Below are 22483 nucleotides of genomic sequence, written 5' to 3'. Positions count from 1 at the left end.
TGATCTGGCGTTCACGCCGATTTCACGACCGAGTCTTCTCACCGGATTGGATGTGATCACCGAATCCTCCAATGGCCATGTGCTGCTTGTTTGCTCGCCGGTGGGAACCGGAAAGACCGTCCTCTTGACACAGTGGGCCGCGCGCCACCGCTCCCCCATTCGTGGTGGCGCGAAAGTCGTTTGGTTGACCGTGGAGGAGCAGCCGCACGCCCCAGGTCAGCTGTGGCAGAGTCTGCGTGCACGCCTGGGTATCACGTCGTCCCCGCGCAACTCGCTGAATACTCCCTTGGCCGAAGCCAACGAACTCGCGGACGGACTCGCGCGCGGCGGCGAACGTATCTTCTTGATCCTCGACGACGCGCATCTGATCACCGATCCGCTGACCCTGGCCGGAGTGGAACATTTTCTGCTCCATATGCCCCCGAACGTCACCGCCATTCTCAGTGCGCGCTTCGAGCTGCCCATCCGATGGCATCTGCTCGATATGAGTGCGCGGCTGCATCGGTGGGGTCCCGCCGACCTCGCCTTCTCGGCGGTCGAGACCACCCAGGTCTGCCGCGAGCAGGGCTGCGCGCTCGAGGATGCCGAAGTCGGGCTGCTGATGGACCTGACCCGAGGATGGGCGGCGCTGGTCCGTATCGCCGCGATCTCCTTCACCGCCCGCGCCGCGGATCCCGCGGCCGTGCTCACGAGTCTGTCCCGGCTGCCGAGCTCGGTATCGGATCTGCTGGCCGGTGAGCTGATCGATACCTTGCCACCCGCGCTGCGGCTGTTCCTCACCTACACCAGCGTCCCGATCGAGTTCACCGAGCGGCTGGCCGACGATCTGGTCGGTGGCGGAGCCGGGCACTGGTTGTACGAACTCGAGCGCCTCAACTATCCGATCACCTCCGTGGTGCGCGACAACGAGATCTGGTTCTCCTACCATCCGATGCTGCGCGCCTATTTTCTCGCCGAACTCAATCGGCTCGGCGCGGAGTCCGCCGAGGAACTGCACCTTCGGGTGTCACTACATCTACAGGCGGTTGGTGAACCGGCGGCAGCCCTGCCGCATCTGCTCACTCTGCCGCATCGACGACCGCTGCTGGACTTCCTCACCGAACACGGACTGGCGCTGACCCTCGGCGGTCATGGTGCGATGCTGGTCGACAGCCTGGCAGCCACCGATGCCGACCTGCTCGAGGACCCGTACCTCGTACTGCTTCGGGTGGTCGACGCGCTGTACCGCATCGATATAGACGGAGCGCGAGCGCATTTCGATGCTATGCGCTGGTCCGACCACAGCGAATCGTTCACGACACCGGATATTCTCCATGCGCTCGGCGCTGCCGTCGCGTGCGAGATGGCCGTCGCCACCGGACTCGCATTGGAGGACGCGCACCTTTCGGATGCCCCGCCGACCACCGAGCTGCCCGACCTCGACTGCTATGCCGCGATCGCCACGGCCACGGCGCTGCTCGTCCGCGGTGACGTCGCCGGAGGTGAGGAACGATTGCGGATGGGATTGGCCATTGCCGAGATCGCCGGCGACCGACCGTTACGACTGCGAGCTCTCACCCGGCTCGGTATCGCGGCGGGAATGGCCGGTGCCCTCACCATCATGCGGCAGCGCGCCGATCACGCGCTCGGGTTCGCCCACGATCACCGATTGCTCGAAACTCCGGACGCCGCGCACGCGACCGCCCTGTCCGCACTCGGTGCGTATATGCAGGGCGAGGAGCCCGATACCGCGCTCGTCGCACGGACTCTCACCGAACGCACGCTGCCCGACGGCGCGACCGGGCCGCACGGCGGCTGGCATCCCACGGTGATCGGGACACTGGTGACCTTCGAATCCGCAACGGACAAGACCGCGACCGCCGAACGGTTGCGGCACGGATTTGCACGGCTGCTCGAAACCCACCCGGTCCAGACCACCGGTGGCGGTTTGGTCCCCTTCGTCGTGTGGGCACTGCTGCGGGTCAACGAGACCTACAGTGCGCAGCTACTGGTCGAACAGACACGCACGGCGCTCGGTGAGATCCCGGAAATCATTATCGCCCGGGCGGCGCTCGCGACGAACGCACACAAGCCCCGCGCAGTGCTCGATCTCGTCGGGCCCCTCCTCGACACACCCGTGCCTTCGCACCCCGTGCATACGGTCACCTCGTGGTTGCTCTACGCCCAGGCCCACCAGGAACTCGGCAGCACCACAAAGGCCCGGGAGGGAATGGAGAACGGGCTGCGCCGCGCCGTTACGGAGCGGATCGTGCGGCCGTTCCTCGAGGTGCCCGGTGCGGTGGAACTGCTGGACAGGTTCGCTGGCAGCTTCGGGCCCTGCAACGATTTCGCGGAGTCGGTGCGACGGCATCCATTGGTGCGCAGGCAAATCAAGCATCCGAACCTGACCGGTACCGAGCTGAAGGTGCTGCGGCAGCTACCGTCCGGACGGACCACCCAGCAGATCGCCGACGACCTGGGGATCTCGATCAATACCGTGAAGACACACCTGCGAGGCATCTACACAAAGCTCGGTAGCAGTTCCCGTGTCGGCGTGTTGAGCGTCGCGCGCGACGGCGGCCTGCTCTGACATCGCTGCCGAGTTCACCCGCCACGGATGAGGCCGGTTCCGCCGGTGCCGATCACACTCGATTCACCGGGTGCGGTGTCAGAAGGGCAGTGAGAGGAGCCGACGATCGATGACGACCCGCTACCAGTTCGTCCTCGACGGCGAGCTGTCCGATCGCGCGCTGGCCGCGTTTCCCGACCTCGACGCGCTGCCGCGCCGACACGGCAGGACGGTGCTGTTCGGCGCGGTAACCGATCCCACGGCCATGCGCGGGGTCCTCGCCCGCATCGACAATCTCGGGCTCACCCTGCTGGAGATGCGTCAACTACCCGACTGAGGAGCGACCATGGGTGTGCTGGCACCGGAGAGTCAACGAAGGACGCTCGACGAGCTGACGGACCGGCTCGATCTGAGTATCGGTGATGTCGGTGCGAAGCGCTCGGCGTTCTGGATCATGTTGGCGATGTCCAGCGTGATCGCCGTTTCCGGTGTGGTCGGCGATTCCACCGCGACGGTCATCGGCGCGATGATCGTGGCCCCGCTGTCGCTGCCGATTCTGGGTGTGGGGCTCGGTATCGCCACCGGTCGAGGGGCGCTCATCGGCCGCAGTCTGCTCCTGGTGGTCGCGGGGATCGCACTCGTGATCGCCATCGGCTTCCTGTTCGCGCAGATACTGCCGAATCCGACGAATGTGCTGTCCAATTCGCAAGTGCTGGGCCGTACTTCACCGAAACTGATGGATCTCACAGCGGCCCTGGCCACCGGTCTGGTGGGTGTTATCGCGATCATCCGGCGCGATGTCGGCGATGTGCTGCCGGGCGTCGCGATCGCCATCTCACTCGTCCCGCCGCTGGCGGTCGTCGGGGTGTGCCTCGGCTCCAGCGCGCCGGAGCTGGCACTGGGCGCGTTCGTACTCTTCGCCTCCAATATGGTCGCGATGATCATTACCGCCACCGTGGTGCTGGTCGCGACCGGTTATGCCCACGCCGCCGGAGTGGGGGCCGCCCGGCGCGGGCGCGCCTATGCGGTGCTGGCCGCCGCGCTGGTGCTGGTCGCGGTGCCGATGGTGGTGAATTCACTGTCGTCGCTGTGGGCCGGTCAAATCGCCACCGCGACGCGCACCTGGTTGGCGGATATTCCTGGCGCGCAGGTCACGCGGGTGACGTTGCAGAGCGATACGGCGACGGTCGAGGTACTCGCACCCGACGAGCTGCCCCCGGTCAGCGAATTGCAGCAGCGGGTCGACGATTTGGTGCCGTGGAATCCGCAGGTCGTGATCGTCCACACCGTCGGCAGCCGCGTCCACTAGATCAGCGTGTCCGCCGACCGGCGCGCGGTCGGCAGACAGCACGAAACCGTCAGTAGCCCTGCGGATTCCAGGTCGACGCCGCCCAGATCACCACGGCATTCAAGGCGATGATCAGAACCGCCCACCACGGGTTGTACGGCAGCGACAGGAAATTGAGCACCATCGACAGCGCCGCCAGACAGATCGCCGTCATCCGAGCCCACGTCGCGCCCATCATCAACCCGAGCGCCGTCAACCCGAGCAGCGCACCGACCACGATGTGAATCCATCCCCACGTGGTGAGGTCGAGCCGGTAGCTGTACTCGATCCCGACCGCGAACAGCCTGTCCCCTGCCACCGCCGAGATCCCCTGCAGCACCGACATCGCCGCCGCGGTGAACAGCAATATGCCCACGGCGAACGAGATCCCGAACGCGAAGCCCTGCCGCACCGGATGTCGTGTCCCAGGTGCCACCATCACGACCCCTTTCGAAGAGAATCAAGTACCTCGACTCTCCCCCACCTCACCTCGCCCACGCTTCACCCGTAACGGGTGATCACGAACCGGCTGTCGAGTCTGAAACCGCCGTGACAGCGCCATCCGCGTCGCGGCGAACGAAGAAGACGACGACGAGTACTTGACTCCCGGTCAGCTCGCACCGGGCTAGGAGAATGCGGGTACGCGCCGCGGAATGAACACCGGTGCGAGTGCGAGCATTCTGCGGTGGACTCCGCGCGCGGTGACGAAAAGGCGGCCGCTGGCCGGGATCGTTGCCGCTGCCGGTCGCCGTTGTGCGGGAACCAGGACGAACGCCCGCAGGACCAGGAACCGGCCGATGCCCGCCAGGCCGGAAGCGCTCAGGTAAACGGCTTGCTGGGTCAGGGCGTTGGGGTTCGCGTCGAGGCCGGCCAGGGTCAGCATGGCGCCGGTGGTGAAGAGGTAGGCCACCAGGACGGTCAGCCCGGCCTGTAGATGGGTGTTCCCGCCGGTGGGGCCGGAGCGGAACGCGAACCTGGCATGCAATTCGGTGGTGACAGCCGTACCGGCCACCGTCAGTAGGGCATTGGCCAGTGCCAGTGGCATGACGTTGTCGAGCATGATCAGGGCCGCGCCCGACAGCATGGTGACGCTGCCACCACACGCTACGAACCGCATGAACGATGCGCCCGCCCCTGGTCCGGTCTGCCCCGCTGTCTTCCTCATGTCCCGAGAGTGCTGGCCACCGCTGTCATTTCGCTTACAGCACGCTTATACCGGTATGTCAGCGCCGGTTATCGGCCACTTCCGCAACTCATTTCGGCGGGCGCACCTGTCGCAACCCGACCCCCGCTTTCGCCGATGCGCTCGTACGCGAGGCGACCTGGGGGCTGCACAACCGCTACCTCGTACGCGCGCCCGACCTGCCGGTGGTCGAATTCGATGTCGAACACCGCTCGAAACCTTGCCGCTGCCGGGTGTGCGCCGATGACAGCCGTTTGAAGGCGATATGACAGGGCGGCTCGACATGCTCGTGGCTGGAGGTGATGACGATGATGTTCATCGAATTATTCGTAACCGCGGGAGCACTCGATCCGGCGCAGCGTCGCCGGGTGGCGCAGCGGCTGGGCACCATCCAGGAGCTGGGCAATGGCGAACCCGACCAGGAGCAGATGGCGCCCCGGTCGGCCGCGGTCTACGCCGATATGTTCCAGGTGGTGGTGCACGAACCGGAGGTGTGGGTCGTCGGCGAGAAGGTCCTCACAGCGCAAGATCCGCCGCACTGCCTTGTGCGAGTGCATGTTCCGGGGCCGTGGCGCAAGGATCTGAGCGAAACCCTGATCTCCTACGCCACCCGGATCATTGCCGACGAGTTCGAGGACGGGGATCTGCCCTACCGCCGACCGACCGTGCAGGTGCATGTCATGGGGGTGACCGAGGGCAGCATCGGAATGCTCGGCAAGGCGGCGACATCGGACGACATTGTCGAGATGCTGAGCAAGCCCTATCAGGAGGACGCGACCGCGGGAAAGGCACTGCGGGACCCGATGTGTGGGGTACTCGTTCCGCTCGATGAATCGACCGCCACGGTGGAGCTGGACGGCGAGCTGTTCGCGTTCTGCTGCGGGGGCTGCCGTACGGAATTCCTGGCGAAGCGGGAGAAGGCTGCCACTCCTTCCGACCTGGACCGAGCGCGACCACGGCCCCTTTCTGGCGTATTCGGTTCACGCCCCTGCTAGCGGACTTCGCGATCGGTGCTGCTGGTCGGGGCGCTGGAGGTGGATCCGCCACCGCGTGATCATGCCGTGTTTGTGTGGGACACAACTGAATTGGCGGTGGCCGCGCTCGGCAGTGTCGCCGAGCGCGCTTCGTCGACGGTGAGGATCGCGACCGTGCGCGTGTCCGAGACGTGTCGGCGCGGTCGGATACGTTGACGGCATGACCGACTTCGGCGCAGTGGCGCTCCCGCACCTTTCACCACGCCACCCAGCGGATCGAGGCGGCGTGGCGGGTCGAGGCGTACCGGCGGACCAAGAGCGGCGAGCAGCCGCCTGATAGCGGTGTCGCAGGTGACGCCGCCACCATCGCGGCAGCGGTCCAGCGCTGTTTCGACGCCGGAGCGTACACCGTCGTCCTCGAACCCACCGTCGACGATCCAGATCCGGTGGGATTCATTCGTTTCGCGGGCAACGAGGTCCGCCCGCTGCTGGGCTGACGGCCGATACCTGCGAAATCGAGGCGACAGTTGGCGTCAACGCCGCGGCCAGACCCCGTTGTCCTATCTGACCCGGAAGTGTCGGCGAAACCGGCACTCCCTTCAGCTTTTGTCGGGGCGCCACCTTCCGATTCGGCGAAGTAGGACCCCGACCAGAGTCGTTGCGCTCGCCGATAGTGACGCACCAGCTCGGGGACTTTTGGCGCATCCGACGCGACGACACTCCTTTGAGGGGAGTTCACCAGCCGCAGCGATCCGACATCGCGGCGTCGGCAACGGTGGACTGGTTGACCACCGTCCTGGCCGAAGGGGCCCTCGGTGGTCCGGCCGCCCCGCGCGCTTCGACCGCATCGGCCAGCATGCCTGAGCAGGCATCAAGAGCGGGGCCGCAGGCCTGAATCCACCACCGCCATAACGGTTTCGGCCACAGTCGCGGCCTGGCCGGATGTGACTTGTCCGTTGGCGATCATCAGCGTCAGACCCTGCATGACACAGCGCATGGTCAAGACGACATCGTCGACCGACGATGCCTCGATCGCACCCGCGTCGATCGCGGCCGCTACCGCTTCCCGGAATATCTCGTAGAGGTCACGCTCAGCCTCGGCCAGTTCCGGATGTCCGGAGCGGTCGGCGACCGCGGTACCCAGCATGAGCCGATACAGTTCCGGCTCCTTCGCCGCGAACTCAGCATGTCGTCGTCCGATCGCACGCAGATGATCCAGCGGATCCGCGACGGCGACGGTCACCTCCGCCGCCAGTGCGCGGAAGCCCGCCGCCATGACAGCACCGAGTAGGGACTCCTTATCGGGGAAGTGCCGATAAGGCGCCGCCGACGAGACGCTCGCTTTGGCGGCTGCCGCCCGAAGGGTCAGTGCCGCAACGCCGTTCTCGCGAATCAACTCATGACCTGCCGCCACCAAGGCGTGTCGCAGGTCGCCGTGATGGTAGTCCGATCGACCGTGCGCGCCCTTGCGTCGCGATGTTGGCATCGTTAACATCCTTTCATGTGAGCATTGTTCACATTACTTCGGATATGAGCAGGACGATCCCATGAGCCATGTAATCAAGAATGTGCACGAGCGCACGCTGCCGACGACCACCGAGCGGGTCTGGTCGGAACTGTGCCGCCTCGGTGCCGCGACCAACCCGATCTATCCGCTGGAATGGGGCTGGGTGCGGTTTCCCGAGGGCATCGCAGCGGGAAAACCCATGGTGCACAACAACGGCATCATGGTCATGAACCTGGCGATCGCCGAAGCGGTACCCGGCGAGAAGCTGTGGTTCGGCGATCCCACCGAGGTCGGCCCGAATCGGTCCGGACACGGATTTCTACTCGAGCCACTGGCCGATCGCACTCGCATCAGCCACGTCATGCGAATCGAGTTCCCCGTCTTCGTCGTGGTGCTGTGGACGCTGTTCGGCCGCACCGTACACGACGAAACGAGCGAAGCGATCCTCGACAACCTCGAGCGCGCCATTACCGGCCGGGTCGCCAACGAACGGCAACTCTCGGTCCGGGCCCGGATCATCCGGCGGCTCATCCGAAACAATGCCGGTCAAGACGTGCGCTCACCGTCCCGGGGATGAGCTCCCAGCGAGGTCGTGAACTCGCCCGGCCGGGCGCTATTCCTCGCCTGTGGTGTCCTCGCCCGTGGCAACCAGTCCGAGCATTTGGAGCAAGTACTCACAATCCGCAGCATCGATGGCGTGACTCGCGACCGTGATCGCGGCCTGGGCGTTCTGCTTCGCGCAGGCGGCCTTTTCGGCAGCGCGGGCCGCACCGAATTCGCTCTGCTCGTGGTGGAGTGTGGTCTGTCGTGCCGAGGTCATATGAACGCTTCCCGGGGTGGCGTCGGGGTTGCCGTATCCGAATGATTCGGGCTAACACCGTCTACCGGGCACCCTACGGGGTACCGCATTGTTGCCGAAATGAAATGGAAGGATGCGCCCGCTGGTCGCGTCGCGGCGACACTTCACCGTTGAAGCCGTGAGCCGGTGGCGAGGCCCATTTCGGGAATACCGCTAACAGTTTGCGGGTGAATGGTGGGCCAGCCGCTCTGCGAGTTGCGAATTGGAGGTTTCGCAGAGAGCGGCGAAAGGAACCCTCTGAACTATCGCATCACTTCCCGCGGGGCGGATCGTTCGATGTCGCAGGTCGTCGTCCCGCGATGATGCGTGCGTCAAGGGCATCCGGAGAAGGAGGAGACGTGCTGAGGAACGTCGTGCAGGGGCCAGGGCCCAATGGGCAGGCCAATGATAACTGGAATGAAGCTGTCAATGCTGACGATGATGGTCAGGAGACCACCGCGCGGATCAATCGCCTATAGGTAGGCCGCTAATGCGGAACATAGCAGGGACTCCCCCGGATCACTCCGGGGGAGTTTTGATTGCGGCATCGGAGAGCGAGATCGGATCGAGGCGCGGTGGCATTCGACGCACCACTGGCATTTGATGCACCACCGCACGGGGTGCATCACCCGTGTAGGTAGTTGACCAGGTGTTCTCGTTCGTCTTCGAGTTCGGCGATCTGGCTTTTCACCACGTCGCCGATGCTGACTATGCCGATCATGCGCCCGTCGACCACCACGGGGAGGTGGCGGATACGGTGCTCGGTCATGCGCTCGTTGAGGGTTTCGATGCGGTCGTCGGGGGAACAGGTGTGCACGACCTCGGTCATGATTTCCGAGACGGGCTTGTCGAGGACGTCGGGGCCGCGGGCGTGCAGGCAGCGGACGACGTCGCGTTCGGACGCGATGCCGACCATGTAGCTGCCGTCGGGGGAAACCACGACCGCGCCGACATTATTGGTGGCCAGGGTTTCCAGCAGGGCGTGCACCGTGGCATCGGGTGCGATCGTGACTACGTGGGCACCCTTCCTACGCAGGATTTCGGATATTCGCATGGTGGTCCACCGCTCATAGGATTCGATCGTCGATGCCTTCTAGGATCGCGCGATTGTCCCGCCGTGACCAGCAACGATTGCAAATCGACAATCAATGCGGGATTTGAGACACCGCCGTGACGCCCCACGTGGCCGTATTGGGATCGGCGACGCGCTCACCGAATGCGCCAAGCTGCCACGCGATGCCGACCCGGCCACGTAGCATGCGGAACGTGGCCGATGCGAAACGTCCCGCTGCGGTGCGGGTGCTCGTGTACAGCAACGATTCCGATACCCGGAGCCAGATAATGCTGGCTCTCGGCCGGAAACCGCACCCAGAACTGGAGCAGTTCGACTACCTAGAGGTGGCGACCGGTCCGGTCGTGATCGAGCGCCTCGACGCGGGTGAGGTCGATCTGGCCATCCTCGACGGTGAGTCTCAGCCCACCGGCGGTCTCGGGCTGGCGAAGCAGCTCCGCGACGAAATCGACGACTGCCCACCGATTGTGGTGATCATCGGTCGTCCCGATGATGTATGGCTGGCGAATTGGTCGCGCGCCGATGCGGCGGTATCGCACCCGCTGGATCCGATTCGGTTGACCGCCGCGGTCGTCGGCGCGCTCCGAAACCGGTCGGCCGCCTGACTTCTCGCCTGCCAGCAGCAGGCGCTCGAAACGTCAAGTGACGTTCGGGCACTTCGTCCGATCGGTCATAAATGACCGGTCCGAATTCGATCAAAGTCCCTGCCCAAAATTCATGCATCCCGACGTGTGAGTTGTAGGCTGTGCCTCAGCTCACACGGGTGCGAGCTGAGGTATCAGTCGAATTCGGCATGAATCCGCCGTAGCAGACCGTCCTCGGTCCGCGCTCACAGCGAGCGCCTTGGGGCGAGACTGGCCCGGTGTGACGACGACGTCAGCCCGCCTCGGCAGCTGCTGTCCGAATGCGTCCAGCTCGCGCGCGACGACTGCGATCAGGCACGTAGGCGCCAGCCTGCGCAGGCCCGTGGTCGTCGCCAAGGTAGGAGGAGGGATTTTGCTTCAACTCTGCACAAGTGCCTGTCGTCAATGCCGGATACAGGAACCGCCGTTGTGAATATCGAGGTTCCGACTCTTGTTCTCGGGGCGGTCGCCGCGGCGTTCGCGGTGTTCTCCATTGCCCTCGCGGCCTTCATCGGGCCCAAGCGCTACAACCGCGCCAAGCTCGAACCGTACGAATGCGGTATCGAGCCGACCCCGCACGCGGTGGGTGGCGGCCCTGGAAATGCTGGGGGACAACGCTTTCCGGTGAAGTACTACCTCACCGCCATGCTGTTCATCATCTTCGACATCGAGATCGTGTTCCTCTACCCGTGGGCCGTGCACTTCGATTCGCTCGGCGTCTTCGGTCTGGTGGCGATGGCCCTGTTCATCTTCAACGTGTCGGTGGCCTACGCGTACGAGTGGAGCCGCGGCGGTCTCAGTTGGGATTGAGACGGGGCCGCTGAACCAGGTGGGGCGACAAGGGGAATTCCGAACAGTGCACCTCGCAGCCGCGGGGTTTTAGCCGGGAGATGTGTTCGAAATGGGTCTCGAAGAAAAGCTGCCCAGCGGGTTTCTGCTGAGCACGGTCGAAAATATGGCGGGCTATATGCGTAAGGGCTCACTGTGGCCCGCCACCTTCGGTCTCGCGTGCTGTGCGATCGAGATGATGGCCACCGGCGGTGGGCGATTCGATATCGCGCGCTTCGGCATGGAGGCGTTCCGCGCCTCGCCGCGCCAGGCCGATCTGATGATTGTCGCGGGCCGGGTGAGCAACAAGATGGCGCCGGTACTGCGCCAGGTCTACGACCAGATGACCGAACCGAAATGGGTGCTGGCGATGGGTGTTTGCGCCTCGTCCGGCGGCATGTTCAACAACTACGCCATCGTGCAGGGCGTCGACCACGTCGTACCGGTCGACATCTACCTGCCCGGCTGCCCGCCGCGGCCGGAGATGCTGTTGAACGCGATTCTGAAGCTGCACGAGAAGATTCAGGAAGCACCGCTCGGCGTCAACCGCGAGGAAGCGATCAAGGCCGCCGAGGCCGCCGCACTCGCCTCCACCCCGACAATCCAGTTAACGCTTCCCCGGCCCTAAGACAGGAGATTTCACGCTCGGACCGCAACCGCAACAGCCACCCGAAGGAGGTGATCCGATTGTCTGACGTCGTCAACACGTGTGTGGCCGCGCTCTGCCACAGCCAGAATCACTCTGGCGGCATTCCGATCCCGGTCGTCGGTGAAACCGCAGTCGTGGCATCGGAAAGTGCGTTCGGCGAGTTCGAGTCGCTGCTTGGCTCTCGCGAAGCAACTCGAACACGTCATCGTCGTATAGGCGGGCCGTACCAACACCACCTTCCGGCCGGCCCGCATGCCCCGCTCGATCAGTTCCCGCTTCGCCGCGCCGATGGCCGCGTCGGCGGCCTTACGCGCCATCGTGGATTTGGCCAGAAACTTTGGTGTGAAGTCCTCCACCGCGATCAGATCGTGGTGGTCGACAACCCGTTTCGCCCACACTCGAGCATCGTGTCGGGCCTGGCGGGCAGCCTTCTTCTGCAGCTTCGCCGCCTGGCGGGTGGCCCGCTGATACCCGCCGGACTGCCTGCCGCGTTTACCGCGGCGCCTGGCCATTTTTCGTTGCGCGCGGGCCAGTTCGGCGGCACAGCGGGCACGGTGTCCCCGATACGGCAGGTCGAAGGAGGCGTCAGTGGTTCTAGCCGTGACGAGTACACCCCAGTCGAGGCCGATCCCGCCGTTGGCGACCACTGCGGGTTCGATGGCGCGGCGAACGACGAACGACGCATACCAATCCCCGAGCGAGTCCCGCGTAATACGCACACTGGTGGGTTCGGATGGCAACTCTCTCGACCAGACGACCGGAATGTTCACGCCCTTCGCGAGAACCAGCCGTCCGTCGCGGATGCCGAAACCGCGCTGGGTGTATTCCAGCGACGGTGCGGTTGTTTTACGCGGTTTGACCGTCGGTCGGCCCCGGCCTTTGATCGTGAAGGACTGATCAAGTGCTTGGGCGTAGGGGCGCAGTGTCTGCTGTTGGGCGACTTGGGAGCCCTCCCGCAGCCATGGGCTGTGCGCGCGAGCTGCTGTCAACAGCTTACTCAACCTGCAGAAAGTCGGTTTGAAGCCCGATTTCTGTTGGTGGACAGCCTCATTCCAGACGAATCGGCACCGGTGCCATTCGGCAAGCAGAGCGGCCTCGGCGGTGCGACCAGGCCGCAGCCGATAGGTGTACCGCACCACCTCATCCATGTCGGACAACTTAGCCGAGGGCACCGACACATCACTTCGACGCAGAGGCCTTCGAAAGGAGGATGGCGCTGTCTCACCCTCATGAATGAGGGAGTCTCCGTGCCAAAAATCCGATGACATTCGATTCACCCAGCAGTACGGAAAGTCCCCCGGAGGTAACCGTGGAAGAACCCAAACACGGCGAACCGAAACACGGCGAGTCGAACGAACCGGTCGAACCGCGACCGACTACCGGCCCCACCCAGGACGACGTCGAAACCGAAGCCGCCACAACAGCGCCCGAGTCCACCCCCGATGACATTATCGGCGTGCGCCGCGGCATGTTCGGTGTCACCGGCACCGGCGACACCTCCGGCTACGGCGGCCTGGTTCGCACGGTCAGACTGCCCGGCGGCACCCCACCCCCGTACGGCGGCTACTTCGACGAACTCGATGACGCGCTCCAGGCCGCCCTCGGACCGGTCTACGACCAGGCCATCGAGAAGATCGTCGTCTTCCGCGGCGAACTCACGCTGCACGTGCGCCGCGAACACCTTGTCGCGGTCGCCACCGCACTGCGCAATGACAGTGCGCTGCGGTTCGAACTGTGCCTCGGCGTGAGCGGCGTGCACTTCCCGGACGATAAGGACCGGGAGCTGCACGCCGTCTACCACCTGAATTCCATTACCCACAATCGTCGTGTGCGCGTGGAGGTTTCGATTCCCGACGCCGACCCGCACATCCCCTCGCTCTATTCCGTGTATCCCACCACGGACTGGCACGAGCGGGAGACCTACGACTTCTTCGGCATCCTGTTCGACGGCCATCCCGCGCTGACCCGCGTTCTCATGCCCGATGACTGGCGTGGGCACCCCCAGCGCAAGGACTACCCGCTCGGCGGAATCCCGGTCGAGTACAAGGGCGCGCGTATCCCGCCGCCCGACGAGCGGAGGACTTACTCGTAATGAACGACATCGACACCCGGCACACCCAGGGCGGTGCGCCGGAAACACCTGTCTCCCAGTCGGATCCGAAGCCGGAGCGAAACGTCACGCTGGTCGGGAACGACTGGAACGATATCTCCGCGCAGCTCGACGGTGTCGCCGAGGAACGCATTGTCGTCAATATGGGTCCCCAGCACCCGTCCACCCACGGCGTGCTGCGGCTCATTCTGGAGATCGAGGGTGAGACCGTCACCGAGGCCCGCTGCGGAATCGGCTACCTGCACACCGGTATCGAGAAGAATCTCGAATACCGGGCGTGGATCCAGGGCGTCACCTTCGTCACCCGCATGGACTATCTGTCGCCGTTCTTCAATGAGACGGCGTACTGCTTGGCCATGGAGAAGCTGCTCGATATCACCGACGATATTCCGGAGCGCGTCAGCGTCATTCGCGTCATGCTCATGGAGCTCAACCGGATCTCCTCGCACCTGGTCGCCCTCGCCACCGGCGGTATGGAGCTCGGCGCGCTCACCCCGATGCTCTTCGGCTTCCGCGAACGCGAGCTCATTCTCGATGTGTTCGAGACCATTACCGGTCTGCGCATGAACCACGCATACATTCGCCCCGGCGGCCTGGCCCAGGACCTGCCCGACGATGCCGTCACGAAGGTGCGCGACCTGCTCACCCTCATGCCGAAGCGCCTGCGGGACCTGGAACTTCTGCTCAATGAGAACCCCATCTGGAAGGCCCGCACCCGCAATGTCGGGTACCTGGACCTCACCGGATGTATGGCCCTCGGTATCACCGGCCCGGTGCTGCGTTCCACCGGCCTGCCGCATGATCTGCGCAAGACCCAGCCGTACTGCGGTTACGAGAACTACGAGTTCGATGTCATGACCGATACCGGATGCGACTGCTATGGCCGCTACCTCATTCGCGTCAATGAGATGAAGGAATCGCTCAAGATCGTCGAACAGTGCCTGGACAAGTTGCGTCCGGGTCCGATCATGGTCAGCGATAAGAAGATCGCCTGGCCCGCCGATCTGCAACTCGGCCCCGATGGCCTCGGCAACTCCCCCAAGCACATCGCGAAGATTATGGGCACCTCCATGGAGGCGCTGATCCATCACTTCAAACTGACCACCGAGGGACTTCGCGTGCCACCCGGCCAGGTGTATGTGGCGGTGGAATCCCCGCGCGGTGAGCTCGGCGTGCACATGGTCAGCGATGGCGGCACCCGCCCGTACCGGGTGCACTACCGCGATCCCTCGTTCACGAATCTGCAAGCGGTGGCGGCAATGTGCGAGGGCGGCCTGGTCGCCGACGTCATCGCGTCCGTGGCCAGTATCGACCCGGTGATGGGTGGTGTCGACCGTTGACCGAGATCCTGCTCAACCTGACAACCCGGCCGATACCCTACTCCCCGCAGGTGCACGACCGCCTGCGGATGGAGGCCGAGGAGATCATCGCCCGCTACCCGCACCCGCGGTCGGCGCTGCTGCCGCTTCTGCATCTCGTGCAATCGGTGGAGAGCTATGTCTCCGGCACCGGTATCGAATTCTGTGCCGAGCAGCTGGGTTTGACCGATGCCGAGGTGACCGCCGTGGCCACCTTCTACTCCATGTACCGGCGCACCCGCACCGGCGACTACCACGTCGGCGTCTGCACCAACACGCTGTGCGCGGTCATGGGCGGCGACGAGATCATGGCGGACCTGACGCGGCATCTGGGCATCAAGCACGGTGAGACCACCGCCGATGGCGCGGTCACGCTGGAACATATCGAGTGCAATGCCGCCTGTGACTACGCACCCGTGGTGATGGTCAACTGGGAGTTCTTCGACGACCAGACGCCGGAAACCGCACGGGCACTGGTCGATGCGCTGCGGCGCGGGGAGCAGGTCACCGGCTCCCGCAGCGGCGCACCACTGTGCTCGTTTCGCGAAACGGCCCGCATTCTCGCCGGTTACCCGGATCAGCGGCCCGGAGCCAATGACGGCGCCCCCGGTGCGGCGACCCTCGCGGGTTTGCGTGCGGCACAAGAAAACTCGACCGACGGAGGTGCGCAGTGACCCTGTCGCCGGTACTCACCCGCCACTGGGCGGAACCCGAGTCGTGGACCCTCGAATCCTATCGCCGCCAGGAGGGCTACCGCGCTCTTCCGAAGGCGCTGCGCATGCAGCCGGACGAGGTCATCGCCACCGTCAAGGACGCGGGGCTGCGCGGCCGCGGCGGCGCGGGCTTCCCGACCGGTATGAAGTGGGGCTTCATACCACAGGGTCCCGGACCCGACGGCACCGAGAAACCGCACTACCTGGTGGTCAATGCCGATGAATCGGAACCGGGTACGTGCAAGGATATGCCGCTCATGTTGGCCACCCCGCACATGCTGGTCGAGGGCGTCGTCATCGGCTCGTACGCCATTCGCGCCTCGCACGCGTTCATCTATCTGCGCGGCGAGACGGTGTCGGTACTGCGACGATTGCAGACCGCCGTCGAAGAGGCGTATGCGGCAGGCTATCTCGGCCGCAATATCCTCGGTTCCGGCTACGACCTGGAGGTCGTCGTGCACGCGGGGGCGGGTGCCTACATCTGCGGTGAGGAAACCGCCCTGCTGGACTCCCTCGAGGGCCGTCGCGGTCAGCCGCGCCTGCGCCCGCCATTCCCCGCCGTCGCCGGGCTCTACGCCTGCCCGACGGTGGTGAACAATGTGGAATCCATTGCGTCGGTACCCGCCATCCTGGCCAATGGGGTGGATTGGTTCCGCTCGTTCGGCACCGAGAAGTCGCCGGGCACCACCATCTACTCCCTCTCCGGTCACGTGACGCGACCGGGACAGTACGAAGCGCCTCTCGGAATCACGCTGCGGGAGTTGCTGTCCTACGCGGGCGGCATTCGCGCGGGGCACACCCTCAAATTCTGGACACCCGGCGGTTCGTCGACTCCGCTGTTCACCGACGAACACCTCGATGTGGCACTCGATTACGAAGGCGTCGCCGCCGCGGGCTCCATGCTCGGCACCAAGGCCCTGCAGATCTTCGACGAAACCACCTGTGTCGTACGGGCGGTGCTGCGCTGGACCGAGTTCTACGCCCACGAATCCTGCGGCAAGTGCACCCCGTGCCGTGAGGGCACGTACTGGCTGGTCCAGCTCCTGCAGCGTTTGGAATCCGGCCAGGGCCACAGCACCGATCTCGACAAGCTGCTGGATATCGCCGACAACATCAATGGCAAATCCTTCTGCGCCCTCGGTGACGGTGCCGCCAGCCCGATCTTCTCCTCGCTCAAATACTTCCGCGACGAGTACGCCGACCACATTCGGCACGGCGCTTGTCCGTTCGATCCGTCCCGGACCACCGTCTGGGCGGACGCGGCTCAAGGAGTGCGATGACTTCAACTGTCAGTACCAATGACACCGGTACCACCCCGGCGGATCTGGTGAGCGTCACCATCGACGGCACCACCGTCAGCGTGCCCGCGGGCACCCTGGTGATTCGGGCCGCCGAACTCATCGGCGTCCAGATTCCGCGCTTCTGCGACCATCCGCTGCTCGATCCTGTGGGCGCGTGCAGGCAGTGCATTGTCGAGGTGGAGGGGCAGCGTAAACCGGTCGCCTCCTGCACCATGGCGGTCGCCGACGGCATGGTGGTGCACACCCAGATCTCCTCCCCCGTCGCAGCCAAGGCGCAGGAGGGTGTGATGGAGCTGCTGCTCATCAATCACCCTCTCGATTGCCCGGTCTGCGATAAGGGCGGCGAATGCCCCTTGCAGAACCAGGCCATGACCAATGGCCGTGCCGAATCCCGGTTCGAGGGTGAGAAGCGCACCTACCCCAAGCCGATTCCGCTGTCCACGGCCATCCTGCTGGACCGGGAACGCTGCGTGCTGTGTGCGCGCTGCACCCGTTTCGCCGCGCAGGTCGCCGGTGACCCCTACATCGAACTGATGGAACGCGGTGCGGTGGAACAGGTCGGGATCGCCCAGGGCGAGACCTTCGATTCCTACTTCTCCGGCAATACCGTGCAGGTCTGCCCGGTCGGGGCGCTCACCGGCAGCACCTACCGCTTCCGGGCCCGCCCGTTCGACCTGGTGTCCAGTCCGGCCGTCTGTGAGCACTGTGCCTCCGGGTGCGCCCAGCGCACCGACCATCGGCGCGGAAAGGTCATGCGCCGCTTGGCCGGTGACGATCCGCAGGTCAATGAGGAATGGAATTGCGATAAGGGCCGGTTCGCCTTCCAGTACGCCACCGAACCCGATCGGCTCACCACGCCGATGGTGCGCGGATGGGATGGGCGGCTGGCCCCGGCGTCGTGGTCGGAGGCGTTGGCCGCCGCGGCGGCCGGAATGGCCGGAGCGCACGGCAATGCGGCCGTGCTGGTGGGTGGCCGCGTCACCATGGAGGACGCCTACGCCTACTCGAAGTTCGCGCGAGTAGCCCTGGGCACCAACGATATCGACTTCCGCTCCCGCGCCCACTCGGCCGAGGAAGCCGACTTCCTCGCCGCTCGCGTCGCCGGACAGGGCATTACGGTCGACTACAACACGCTGGAGCAGGCTCCGGTCGTACTGCTGGTCGGGTTCGAGCCCGAAGAGGAATCCCCGATCGTCTATCTGCGGCTGCGCAAGGCGTCCCGCAAGAACGGCACGGCGGTATTCACCCTCTCGCCGTACGCCACCCGCGGGCTGGAGCGGATGTCCGGACAGTGGTTGCCGACCACGCCGGGAGCCGAACCGCATATCCTCGAGGCCCTGCGTGGCGGAGAGCCCACCGGATTCGTCGAACCCGCTATGGCACAGCGGATTTCCGCACTGCTGCGCCAGCCGGGCGCGGTGATCATGGTCGGCGAACGCCTGGCCGGAGCTCCCGGTGGGCTCTCCGCCGCCACCCGTTTGGCCGAGGACACCGGGGCCATGCTGGCCTGGGTTCCACGTCGCGCGGGTGAACGCGGTGCCGTCGAGGCCGGAGCCCTGCCGGTACTGCTGCCGGGCGGCCGTCCCGTCGCCGATCCGCATGCCCGGCAGGAGGTGCGCGACGCCTGGGGAATCGACGAGGTCCCGGGCGCACCCGGCCGCGATACCGCCGGAATCCTGTCCGCCGCACCGACTCTCGGTGCCCTGATTGTCGGTGGCGTGGAGGTCGGGGACCTGCCGGACCCGCATGCCGCCCTGGCCGCCATCGATTCCGCCCGCTTCGTGGTGAGTCTCGAACTGCGGCACAGCGATATCACCGGCCGCGCCGATGTGGTGTTCCCGGTGGCGTCGGTCATGGAGAAGGCCGGCACCTTCCTCACCTGGGAGGGCCGCTACCGGCCGTTCGAGGCCGCCCTGCGGGATTCCACCGTGCGTCGCGAGGCGGCACCGATGCCCGAACACCGGGTGCTCAATGCGATCGCCGCGGAAATGGGTATCGCACTGGGTCTTCCGGATGCCGCGCATGCCCGCGCCGAACTCGCCGACCTCGGTGTCTGGTCCGGTCCGGCCGCCGCCGCACCGGTGCACCGGCCGCATCCGGTGCCGCAGCCCTCATCAGGCACCGCCATCCTGTCGGGTTGGCGCATGCTCATCGACCGGGGTCGGCTGCAAGACGGCGAACCCAATCTGGCCGGGACCGCCCGGCCGCCAATCGTGCGGCTCTCGCAGCAGACCGCCACCGAAATCGGTGCCACCACAGGTGATCCGGTCACCGTGGGCACCGACCACGGCCACATCACGCTCCCTCTGGTGATCACCGATATGCCGGATCGAGTGGTGTGGCTGCCCATGAACTCGTCCGGATCCGATGTGCTCGTGCAATTGGGCACGACACCGGGCCACCTCGTGCGTATCCGTCGGGAGGACCACCGTGAGTGAGCTTGTATCAATTGGGGGGTTCGCGGTGCCCTACGTGGTTACGCAGGCTGCCGCCTCCGGGCCCGACGCGAACCCCCTGGGCATGTTCGGCCACGACCCGTGGTGGCTGATCCTCCTGAAATCGGTCGGGATCTTTATCTTCCTGCTGCTCATCCCGATGTTGGCGGTGTACGCGGAACGAAAGATCGTGGCGTTCATGCAGATGCGCGTCGGCCCCAGCCGGGTCGGCCCGCGCGGCACGCTGCAATCGATTGCCGACGGCGCGAAGATGCTCCTCAAAGAGGACATCATTCCGGCCATCGTGGATAAGCCCATCTTCATTCTCGCGCCGATTATTTCGCTGATCCCGGCGGTGATGGCCTTCGCGGTCATTCCCTTCGGGCCGGAAGTCAGCATCTTCGGTCAGACCACCCAGTTGCAGCTCACCGATTTGCCGGTCGGCGTCCTCTACGTGCTGGCCATGGCTTCGGTCGGCGTCTACGGCATCGTCTTGGCGGGCTGGGCATCCGGCTCCACCTATCCGCTGCTGGGCGGCCTGCGCTCCACCGCGCAGGTCATCTCCTACGAGATCGCCATGGCGCTGTGCTTCGCGGCGGTCTTCCTGCTGGCGGGCACCATGGCCACCTCCGGGATCGTGGAGGCGCAGTACGGCACCTGGTATGTCTTCCTGCTGCTGCCGTCGTTCCTCATCTACGCGATCTCCATGGTCGGCGAAACCAACCGTGCGCCTTTCGATTTGCCGGAGGCCGAGGGCGAACTCGTCGGCGGTTTCCACACCGAGTACTCCTCGCTGAAGTTCGCCATGTTCATGATGGCCGAGTACATCAATATGGCGACCGTCTCCGCGCTGGCCACCACGCTGTTCTTCGGCGGCTGGCACGCACCGTTCCCGATCAGCCTGTGGGCGGGCGCGAACTCCGGCTGGTGGCCCATGCTGTGGTTCACCGCCAAGGTGTGGGGCTTCCTGTTCGTCTTCATCTGGCTGCGCGGCACCCTGCCGCGACTGCGCTACGACCAGTTCATGAATCTCGGCTGGAAGCTGCTGATTCCGGTCTCGCTGGCCTGGGTCATGTTCGTGGCCACCCTGCGGGTACTGCAGAACGAGGGCATGAACGTCCAGATACCAGGCATGGTGATAGGCGGTATCGTCGTGTCGGTCTTCATGGTGGCGATGTTCCTGCGTGCCGGGCACGCGGGCGACGACCGAACCACCGCCGCACCCGATCTCGATGCGACACGGGCGTATTCGGACTTCCCCGTCCCGCCCATGCCGACCGCACCGGCCAAGGCGACCCCGAAACCCGGTCTGCTGGAACCCCTCGCCGGCTTCTGGGTGACCTTCTCCACCATGTTCAAGAAGCCGAACACCGAGCTGTACCCGGAAGTGAAGGTGCCGACCGCACCCCGCTATCACGGCCGCCACCAGCTCAATCGGCATCCGGACGGACTGGAGAAGTGCATCGGCTGCGAGCTGTGCGCCTGGGCCTGCCCGGCGGACGCCATCTACGTCGAAGGCGCGGACAACACCGAGGAGGCGCGCTTCTCCCCCGGTGAGCGGTACGGCCAGGTGTATCAGATCAACTACCTGCGCTGCATCGGTTGCGGTCTGTGTATCGAGGCCTGCCCGACGCGGGCTCTGACCATGACCAATGAATACGAGATGGCCGACGACAATCGCGCCTCGCTGATCTTCGAAAAGGAGGATCTGCTCGCTCCGCTGCGCAACGGCATGCTCGCCGCACCCCACGCCATGTACCCGGGCGCGGATGAGGGCTCCTACTACCGCGGTGAAGTCCCCGGCGCGACAACCGAATCCGAGACTCGCGAACCCGCGGTGGTCGGCGTGGAAGGAGAGACCCGATGAGTTCTCTTCTGTTGGCCCAGGCCGAACCACTCACCCGCACCGGCACCGGTGAAGCGGTCATGTTCTGGATTCTCGCCGTGGTCGCGGTGGGTGGGGCGCTGGGTATGGTGTGCGCCCGCAAGGCGGTGCATTCGGCACTGTGCCTGGCCGCCACCATGATCACGCTGTCGGTGTTCTATATCGCCCAGGAGGCGCTGTTCCTGGGCGTGGTGCAGATTGTCGTCTACACCGGCGCGGTCATGATGCTGTTCCTGTTCGTGCTCATGCTCGTCGGCGTCGACTCGGCCGAATCGCTGCGGGAAACGCTGCGCGGGCATCGAATCGCGGTACTGGTGGTGGGCATCGGCTTCGGAGTACTGCTCATTGCCGCCATTTCGCGCGGTATGAACGAGACCAGCGTCGCCGCGACCGGCCCCGGACTCGGCGGTGACTACAGCATCGGCGCGCTCGCGGAACTGCTCTTCGTGCGCTACGTGTGGGCCTTCGAACTCACCGGCGCACTACTGATCGTCGCCACCATCGGTGCCATGATTCTCGCGCACCGCGAGAAGTTCGGGCCACGGACCGATCAGCGGGAACAGTCCAAACAGCGATTCCGGGACGGCACCCAGGTCACACCGCTGCCCACCCCGGGCGTCTACGCCCGCCACAATGCCGTCGACGCTCCGGCGCGACTGCCGGACGGCTCGTTCGCCGAGCTGTCGGTCAGCACCATCCTGCGCCACCGCCGCGATCGCGCCCACACCGAAGCCGCGGCGCTCTCGGTGGGCAACGGCAATGGCGGCAATGGCAATGGGAACGGCCACAACCACTCCGACGACTCGGGCACGGCTGACGAGGAAGGCTTGCGGTGAATCCGGACAACTACCTGTATCTCTCCGCACTACTGTTCACCATCGGCGCGGCCGGTGTGCTGGTGCGGCGCAACGCCATTGTGGTGTTCATGTGCATCGAGCTCATGCTCAATGCGGTGAATCTGGCCTTCGTCACCTTCGCCCGGCAGCACGGCAATCTCGACGGCCAGGTGTTCGCGTTCTTCACCATGGTGGTCGCCGCGGCCGAAGTCGTTGTGGGACTGGCCATTATCATGACCATCTTCCGTGCCCGCCGGTCGACCTCGGTCGACAATGCGAATCTGCTGCGGTACTGA

22 protein-coding genes and 3 pseudogenes are annotated in these 22483 nt (G+C 65.2%); 18 read left to right on the top strand and 7 right to left on the bottom strand.

Annotation, left to right across the window (positions count from 1 at the left end; genetic code table 11):
• Window positions 1-52: 52 nt before the first annotated feature.
• The 3 genes from NU1_RS27750 to NU1_RS27740 all read left to right on the top strand — a co-directional run bounded on the left by NU1_RS27750 (window position 53) and on the right by NU1_RS27740 (window position 3857).
• Entirely contained in the window at window positions 53-2569 is a 2517-nt protein-coding gene (locus tag NU1_RS27750; RefSeq protein ID WP_169815150.1) for a helix-turn-helix transcriptional regulator, read from the top strand.
• 109 nt (window positions 2570-2678) lie between these two features.
• Window positions 2679-2885 carry a DUF8691 family protein gene (locus NU1_RS27745; RefSeq protein ID WP_067525916.1) on the top strand — a complete coding sequence of 69 codons (207 nt, stop codon included), beginning with the start codon at window positions 2679-2681 and terminating at the stop codon, window positions 2883-2885.
• Between the two features lie 9 nt (window positions 2886-2894).
• Window positions 2895-3857, top strand: a complete 963-nt coding sequence (locus NU1_RS27740) for a TIGR00341 family protein (protein ID WP_067525914.1) — start codon at window positions 2895-2897, stop codon at window positions 3855-3857.
• A gap of 49 nt (window positions 3858-3906) precedes the next feature.
• Here the strand turns inward: NU1_RS27740 and NU1_RS27735 are convergent, their stop codons facing one another.
• Together NU1_RS27735 and NU1_RS27730 are read right to left on the bottom strand one after the other, a co-directional pair.
• Complete coding sequence (locus NU1_RS27735; protein WP_067525912.1) at window positions 3907-4314, bottom strand: DUF7144 family membrane protein; 408 nt, start codon at window positions 4312-4314, stop codon at window positions 3907-3909.
• A gap of 186 nt (window positions 4315-4500) precedes the next feature.
• On the bottom strand, window positions 4501-5040 hold the full coding sequence (locus tag NU1_RS27730; protein ID WP_174565946.1) for a hypothetical protein: 540 nt from the start codon (window positions 5038-5040) through the stop codon (window positions 4501-4503).
• Between the two features lie 326 nt (window positions 5041-5366).
• Here NU1_RS27730 and NU1_RS27725 point away from each other — a divergent pair, with 326 nt between their 5' ends.
• Window positions 5367-6053: a YHS domain protein gene (locus tag NU1_RS27725; protein WP_067526129.1), complete on the top strand. Its 687-nt coding sequence runs from the start codon at window positions 5367-5369 to the stop codon at window positions 6051-6053.
• 589 nt (window positions 6054-6642) lie between these two features.
• Here the strand turns inward: NU1_RS27725 and NU1_RS44480 are convergent.
• Window positions 6643-6761: pseudogene (locus tag NU1_RS44480) on the bottom strand (transposase); the annotation flags it as partial.
• Window positions 6762-6792: 31 nt separating this feature from the next.
• Between NU1_RS44480 and NU1_RS44370 the strand changes: the two are divergent.
• Window positions 6793-6888: pseudogene (locus NU1_RS44370) on the top strand (ferritin-like domain-containing protein); the annotation flags it as partial.
• Between the two features lie 15 nt (window positions 6889-6903).
• On the opposite strand, the gene NU1_RS42360 reads toward NU1_RS44370, so the two are convergent.
• A complete protein-coding gene (locus NU1_RS42360) occupies window positions 6904-7518 on the bottom strand; it encodes a TetR/AcrR family transcriptional regulator (protein WP_212761196.1) in 615 nt (204 codons plus the stop codon).
• 61 nt (window positions 7519-7579) lie between these two features.
• On the opposite strand from NU1_RS42360, the gene NU1_RS27710 reads away from it, so the two are divergent.
• Window positions 7580-8116, top strand: coding sequence for an SRPBCC family protein (locus NU1_RS27710; RefSeq protein WP_067525904.1), 537 nt, complete (start codon window positions 7580-7582; stop codon window positions 8114-8116).
• 36 nt (window positions 8117-8152) lie between these two features.
• Here the strand turns inward: NU1_RS27710 and NU1_RS27705 are convergent, their stop codons facing one another.
• Both NU1_RS27705 and NU1_RS27700 read right to left on the bottom strand, forming a co-directional pair.
• Window positions 8153-8359, bottom strand: a complete 207-nt coding sequence (locus NU1_RS27705; protein WP_067525902.1) for a hypothetical protein — start codon at window positions 8357-8359, stop codon at window positions 8153-8155.
• A gap of 643 nt (window positions 8360-9002) precedes the next feature.
• Window positions 9003-9431 carry a CBS domain-containing protein gene (locus NU1_RS27700; protein WP_067525900.1) on the bottom strand — a complete coding sequence of 143 codons (429 nt, stop codon included), beginning with the start codon at window positions 9429-9431 and terminating at the stop codon, window positions 9003-9005.
• Between the two features lie 203 nt (window positions 9432-9634).
• On the opposite strand from NU1_RS27700, the gene NU1_RS27695 reads away from it, so the two are divergent.
• The 3 genes from NU1_RS27695 to NU1_RS27685 all read left to right on the top strand — a co-directional run bounded on the left by NU1_RS27695 (window position 9635) and on the right by NU1_RS27685 (window position 11528).
• Window positions 9635-10054, top strand: coding sequence for an Rv3143 family two-component system response regulator (locus tag NU1_RS27695; RefSeq protein WP_157553148.1), 420 nt, complete (start codon window positions 9635-9637; stop codon window positions 10052-10054).
• A 447-nt stretch (window positions 10055-10501) separates the two neighbouring features.
• A complete protein-coding gene (locus NU1_RS27690; RefSeq protein WP_067526128.1) occupies window positions 10502-10882 on the top strand; it encodes an NADH-quinone oxidoreductase subunit A in 381 nt (126 codons plus the stop codon).
• A gap of 91 nt (window positions 10883-10973) precedes the next feature.
• Window positions 10974-11528 (top strand): NuoB/complex I 20 kDa subunit family protein, encoded by a 555-nt coding sequence (locus NU1_RS27685; protein WP_067525896.1) that lies wholly within the window; start codon window positions 10974-10976, stop codon window positions 11526-11528.
• A gap of 11 nt (window positions 11529-11539) precedes the next feature.
• Here the strand turns inward: NU1_RS27685 and NU1_RS27680 are convergent, their stop codons facing one another.
• Window positions 11540-12697 (bottom strand): RNA-guided endonuclease InsQ/TnpB family protein, encoded by a 1158-nt coding sequence (locus NU1_RS27680; RefSeq protein WP_067526127.1) that lies wholly within the window; start codon window positions 12695-12697, stop codon window positions 11540-11542.
• Between the two features lie 161 nt (window positions 12698-12858).
• Between NU1_RS27680 and NU1_RS27675 the strand changes: the two genes are divergently transcribed.
• The 9 genes and pseudogenes from NU1_RS27675 (at window position 12859) to nuoK (ending at window position 22483) form a co-directional block, all read left to right on the top strand.
• The gene (locus NU1_RS27675) at window positions 12859-13641 is read left to right on the top strand and encodes an NADH-quinone oxidoreductase subunit C (protein ID WP_169815149.1); all 783 of its coding nucleotides are present in this window, start codon (window positions 12859-12861) and stop codon (window positions 13639-13641) included.
• Entirely contained in the window at window positions 13641-14999 is a 1359-nt protein-coding gene (nuoD, locus tag NU1_RS27670; protein ID WP_084521854.1) for an NADH dehydrogenase (quinone) subunit D, read from the top strand. The genes NU1_RS27675 and nuoD overlap by 1 nt, the downstream gene beginning before the upstream one ends.
• Window positions 14996-15691, top strand: a complete 696-nt coding sequence (gene nuoE / locus NU1_RS27665) for an NADH-quinone oxidoreductase subunit NuoE (protein WP_067525894.1) — start codon at window positions 14996-14998, stop codon at window positions 15689-15691. Before nuoD ends, nuoE begins: the two co-directional genes overlap by 4 nt.
• The gene (gene nuoF / locus NU1_RS27660; RefSeq protein ID WP_067525892.1) at window positions 15688-17010 is read left to right on the top strand and encodes an NADH-quinone oxidoreductase subunit NuoF; all 1323 of its coding nucleotides are present in this window, start codon (window positions 15688-15690) and stop codon (window positions 17008-17010) included. Before nuoE ends, nuoF begins: the two co-directional genes overlap by 4 nt.
• On the top strand, window positions 17007-19469 hold the full coding sequence (locus tag NU1_RS27655; RefSeq protein ID WP_084521853.1) for an NADH-quinone oxidoreductase subunit G: 2463 nt from the start codon (window positions 17007-17009) through the stop codon (window positions 19467-19469). The genes nuoF and NU1_RS27655 overlap by 4 nt, the downstream gene beginning before the upstream one ends.
• 82 nt (window positions 19470-19551) lie before the next feature.
• Window positions 19552-20806: pseudogene (nuoH, locus tag NU1_RS27650) on the top strand (NADH-quinone oxidoreductase subunit NuoH).
• Complete coding sequence (gene nuoI / locus NU1_RS43475; protein ID WP_281221272.1) at window positions 20803-21333, top strand: NADH-quinone oxidoreductase subunit NuoI; 531 nt, start codon at window positions 20803-20805, stop codon at window positions 21331-21333. The pseudogene nuoH and the gene nuoI overlap by 4 nt, the downstream one beginning before the upstream one ends.
• Window positions 21330-22187 carry an NADH-quinone oxidoreductase subunit J gene (locus NU1_RS27645; RefSeq protein WP_067525890.1) on the top strand — a complete coding sequence of 286 codons (858 nt, stop codon included), beginning with the start codon at window positions 21330-21332 and terminating at the stop codon, window positions 22185-22187. The genes nuoI and NU1_RS27645 overlap by 4 nt, the downstream gene beginning before the upstream one ends.
• Window positions 22184-22483: an NADH-quinone oxidoreductase subunit NuoK gene (gene nuoK / locus NU1_RS27640; RefSeq protein ID WP_067525888.1), complete on the top strand. Its 300-nt coding sequence runs from the start codon at window positions 22184-22186 to the stop codon at window positions 22481-22483. Before NU1_RS27645 ends, nuoK begins: the two co-directional genes overlap by 4 nt.

It is taken from the genome of Nocardia uniformis NBRC 13702, from assembly GCF_001613345.1.
In the GTDB taxonomy this organism is placed as follows: Bacteria; Actinomycetota; Actinomycetes; order Mycobacteriales; family Mycobacteriaceae; genus Nocardia; species Nocardia uniformis.
Note: the sequence above shows the minus strand (reverse complement) of the source record. Positions and strands in the feature narration are given on the sequence as shown.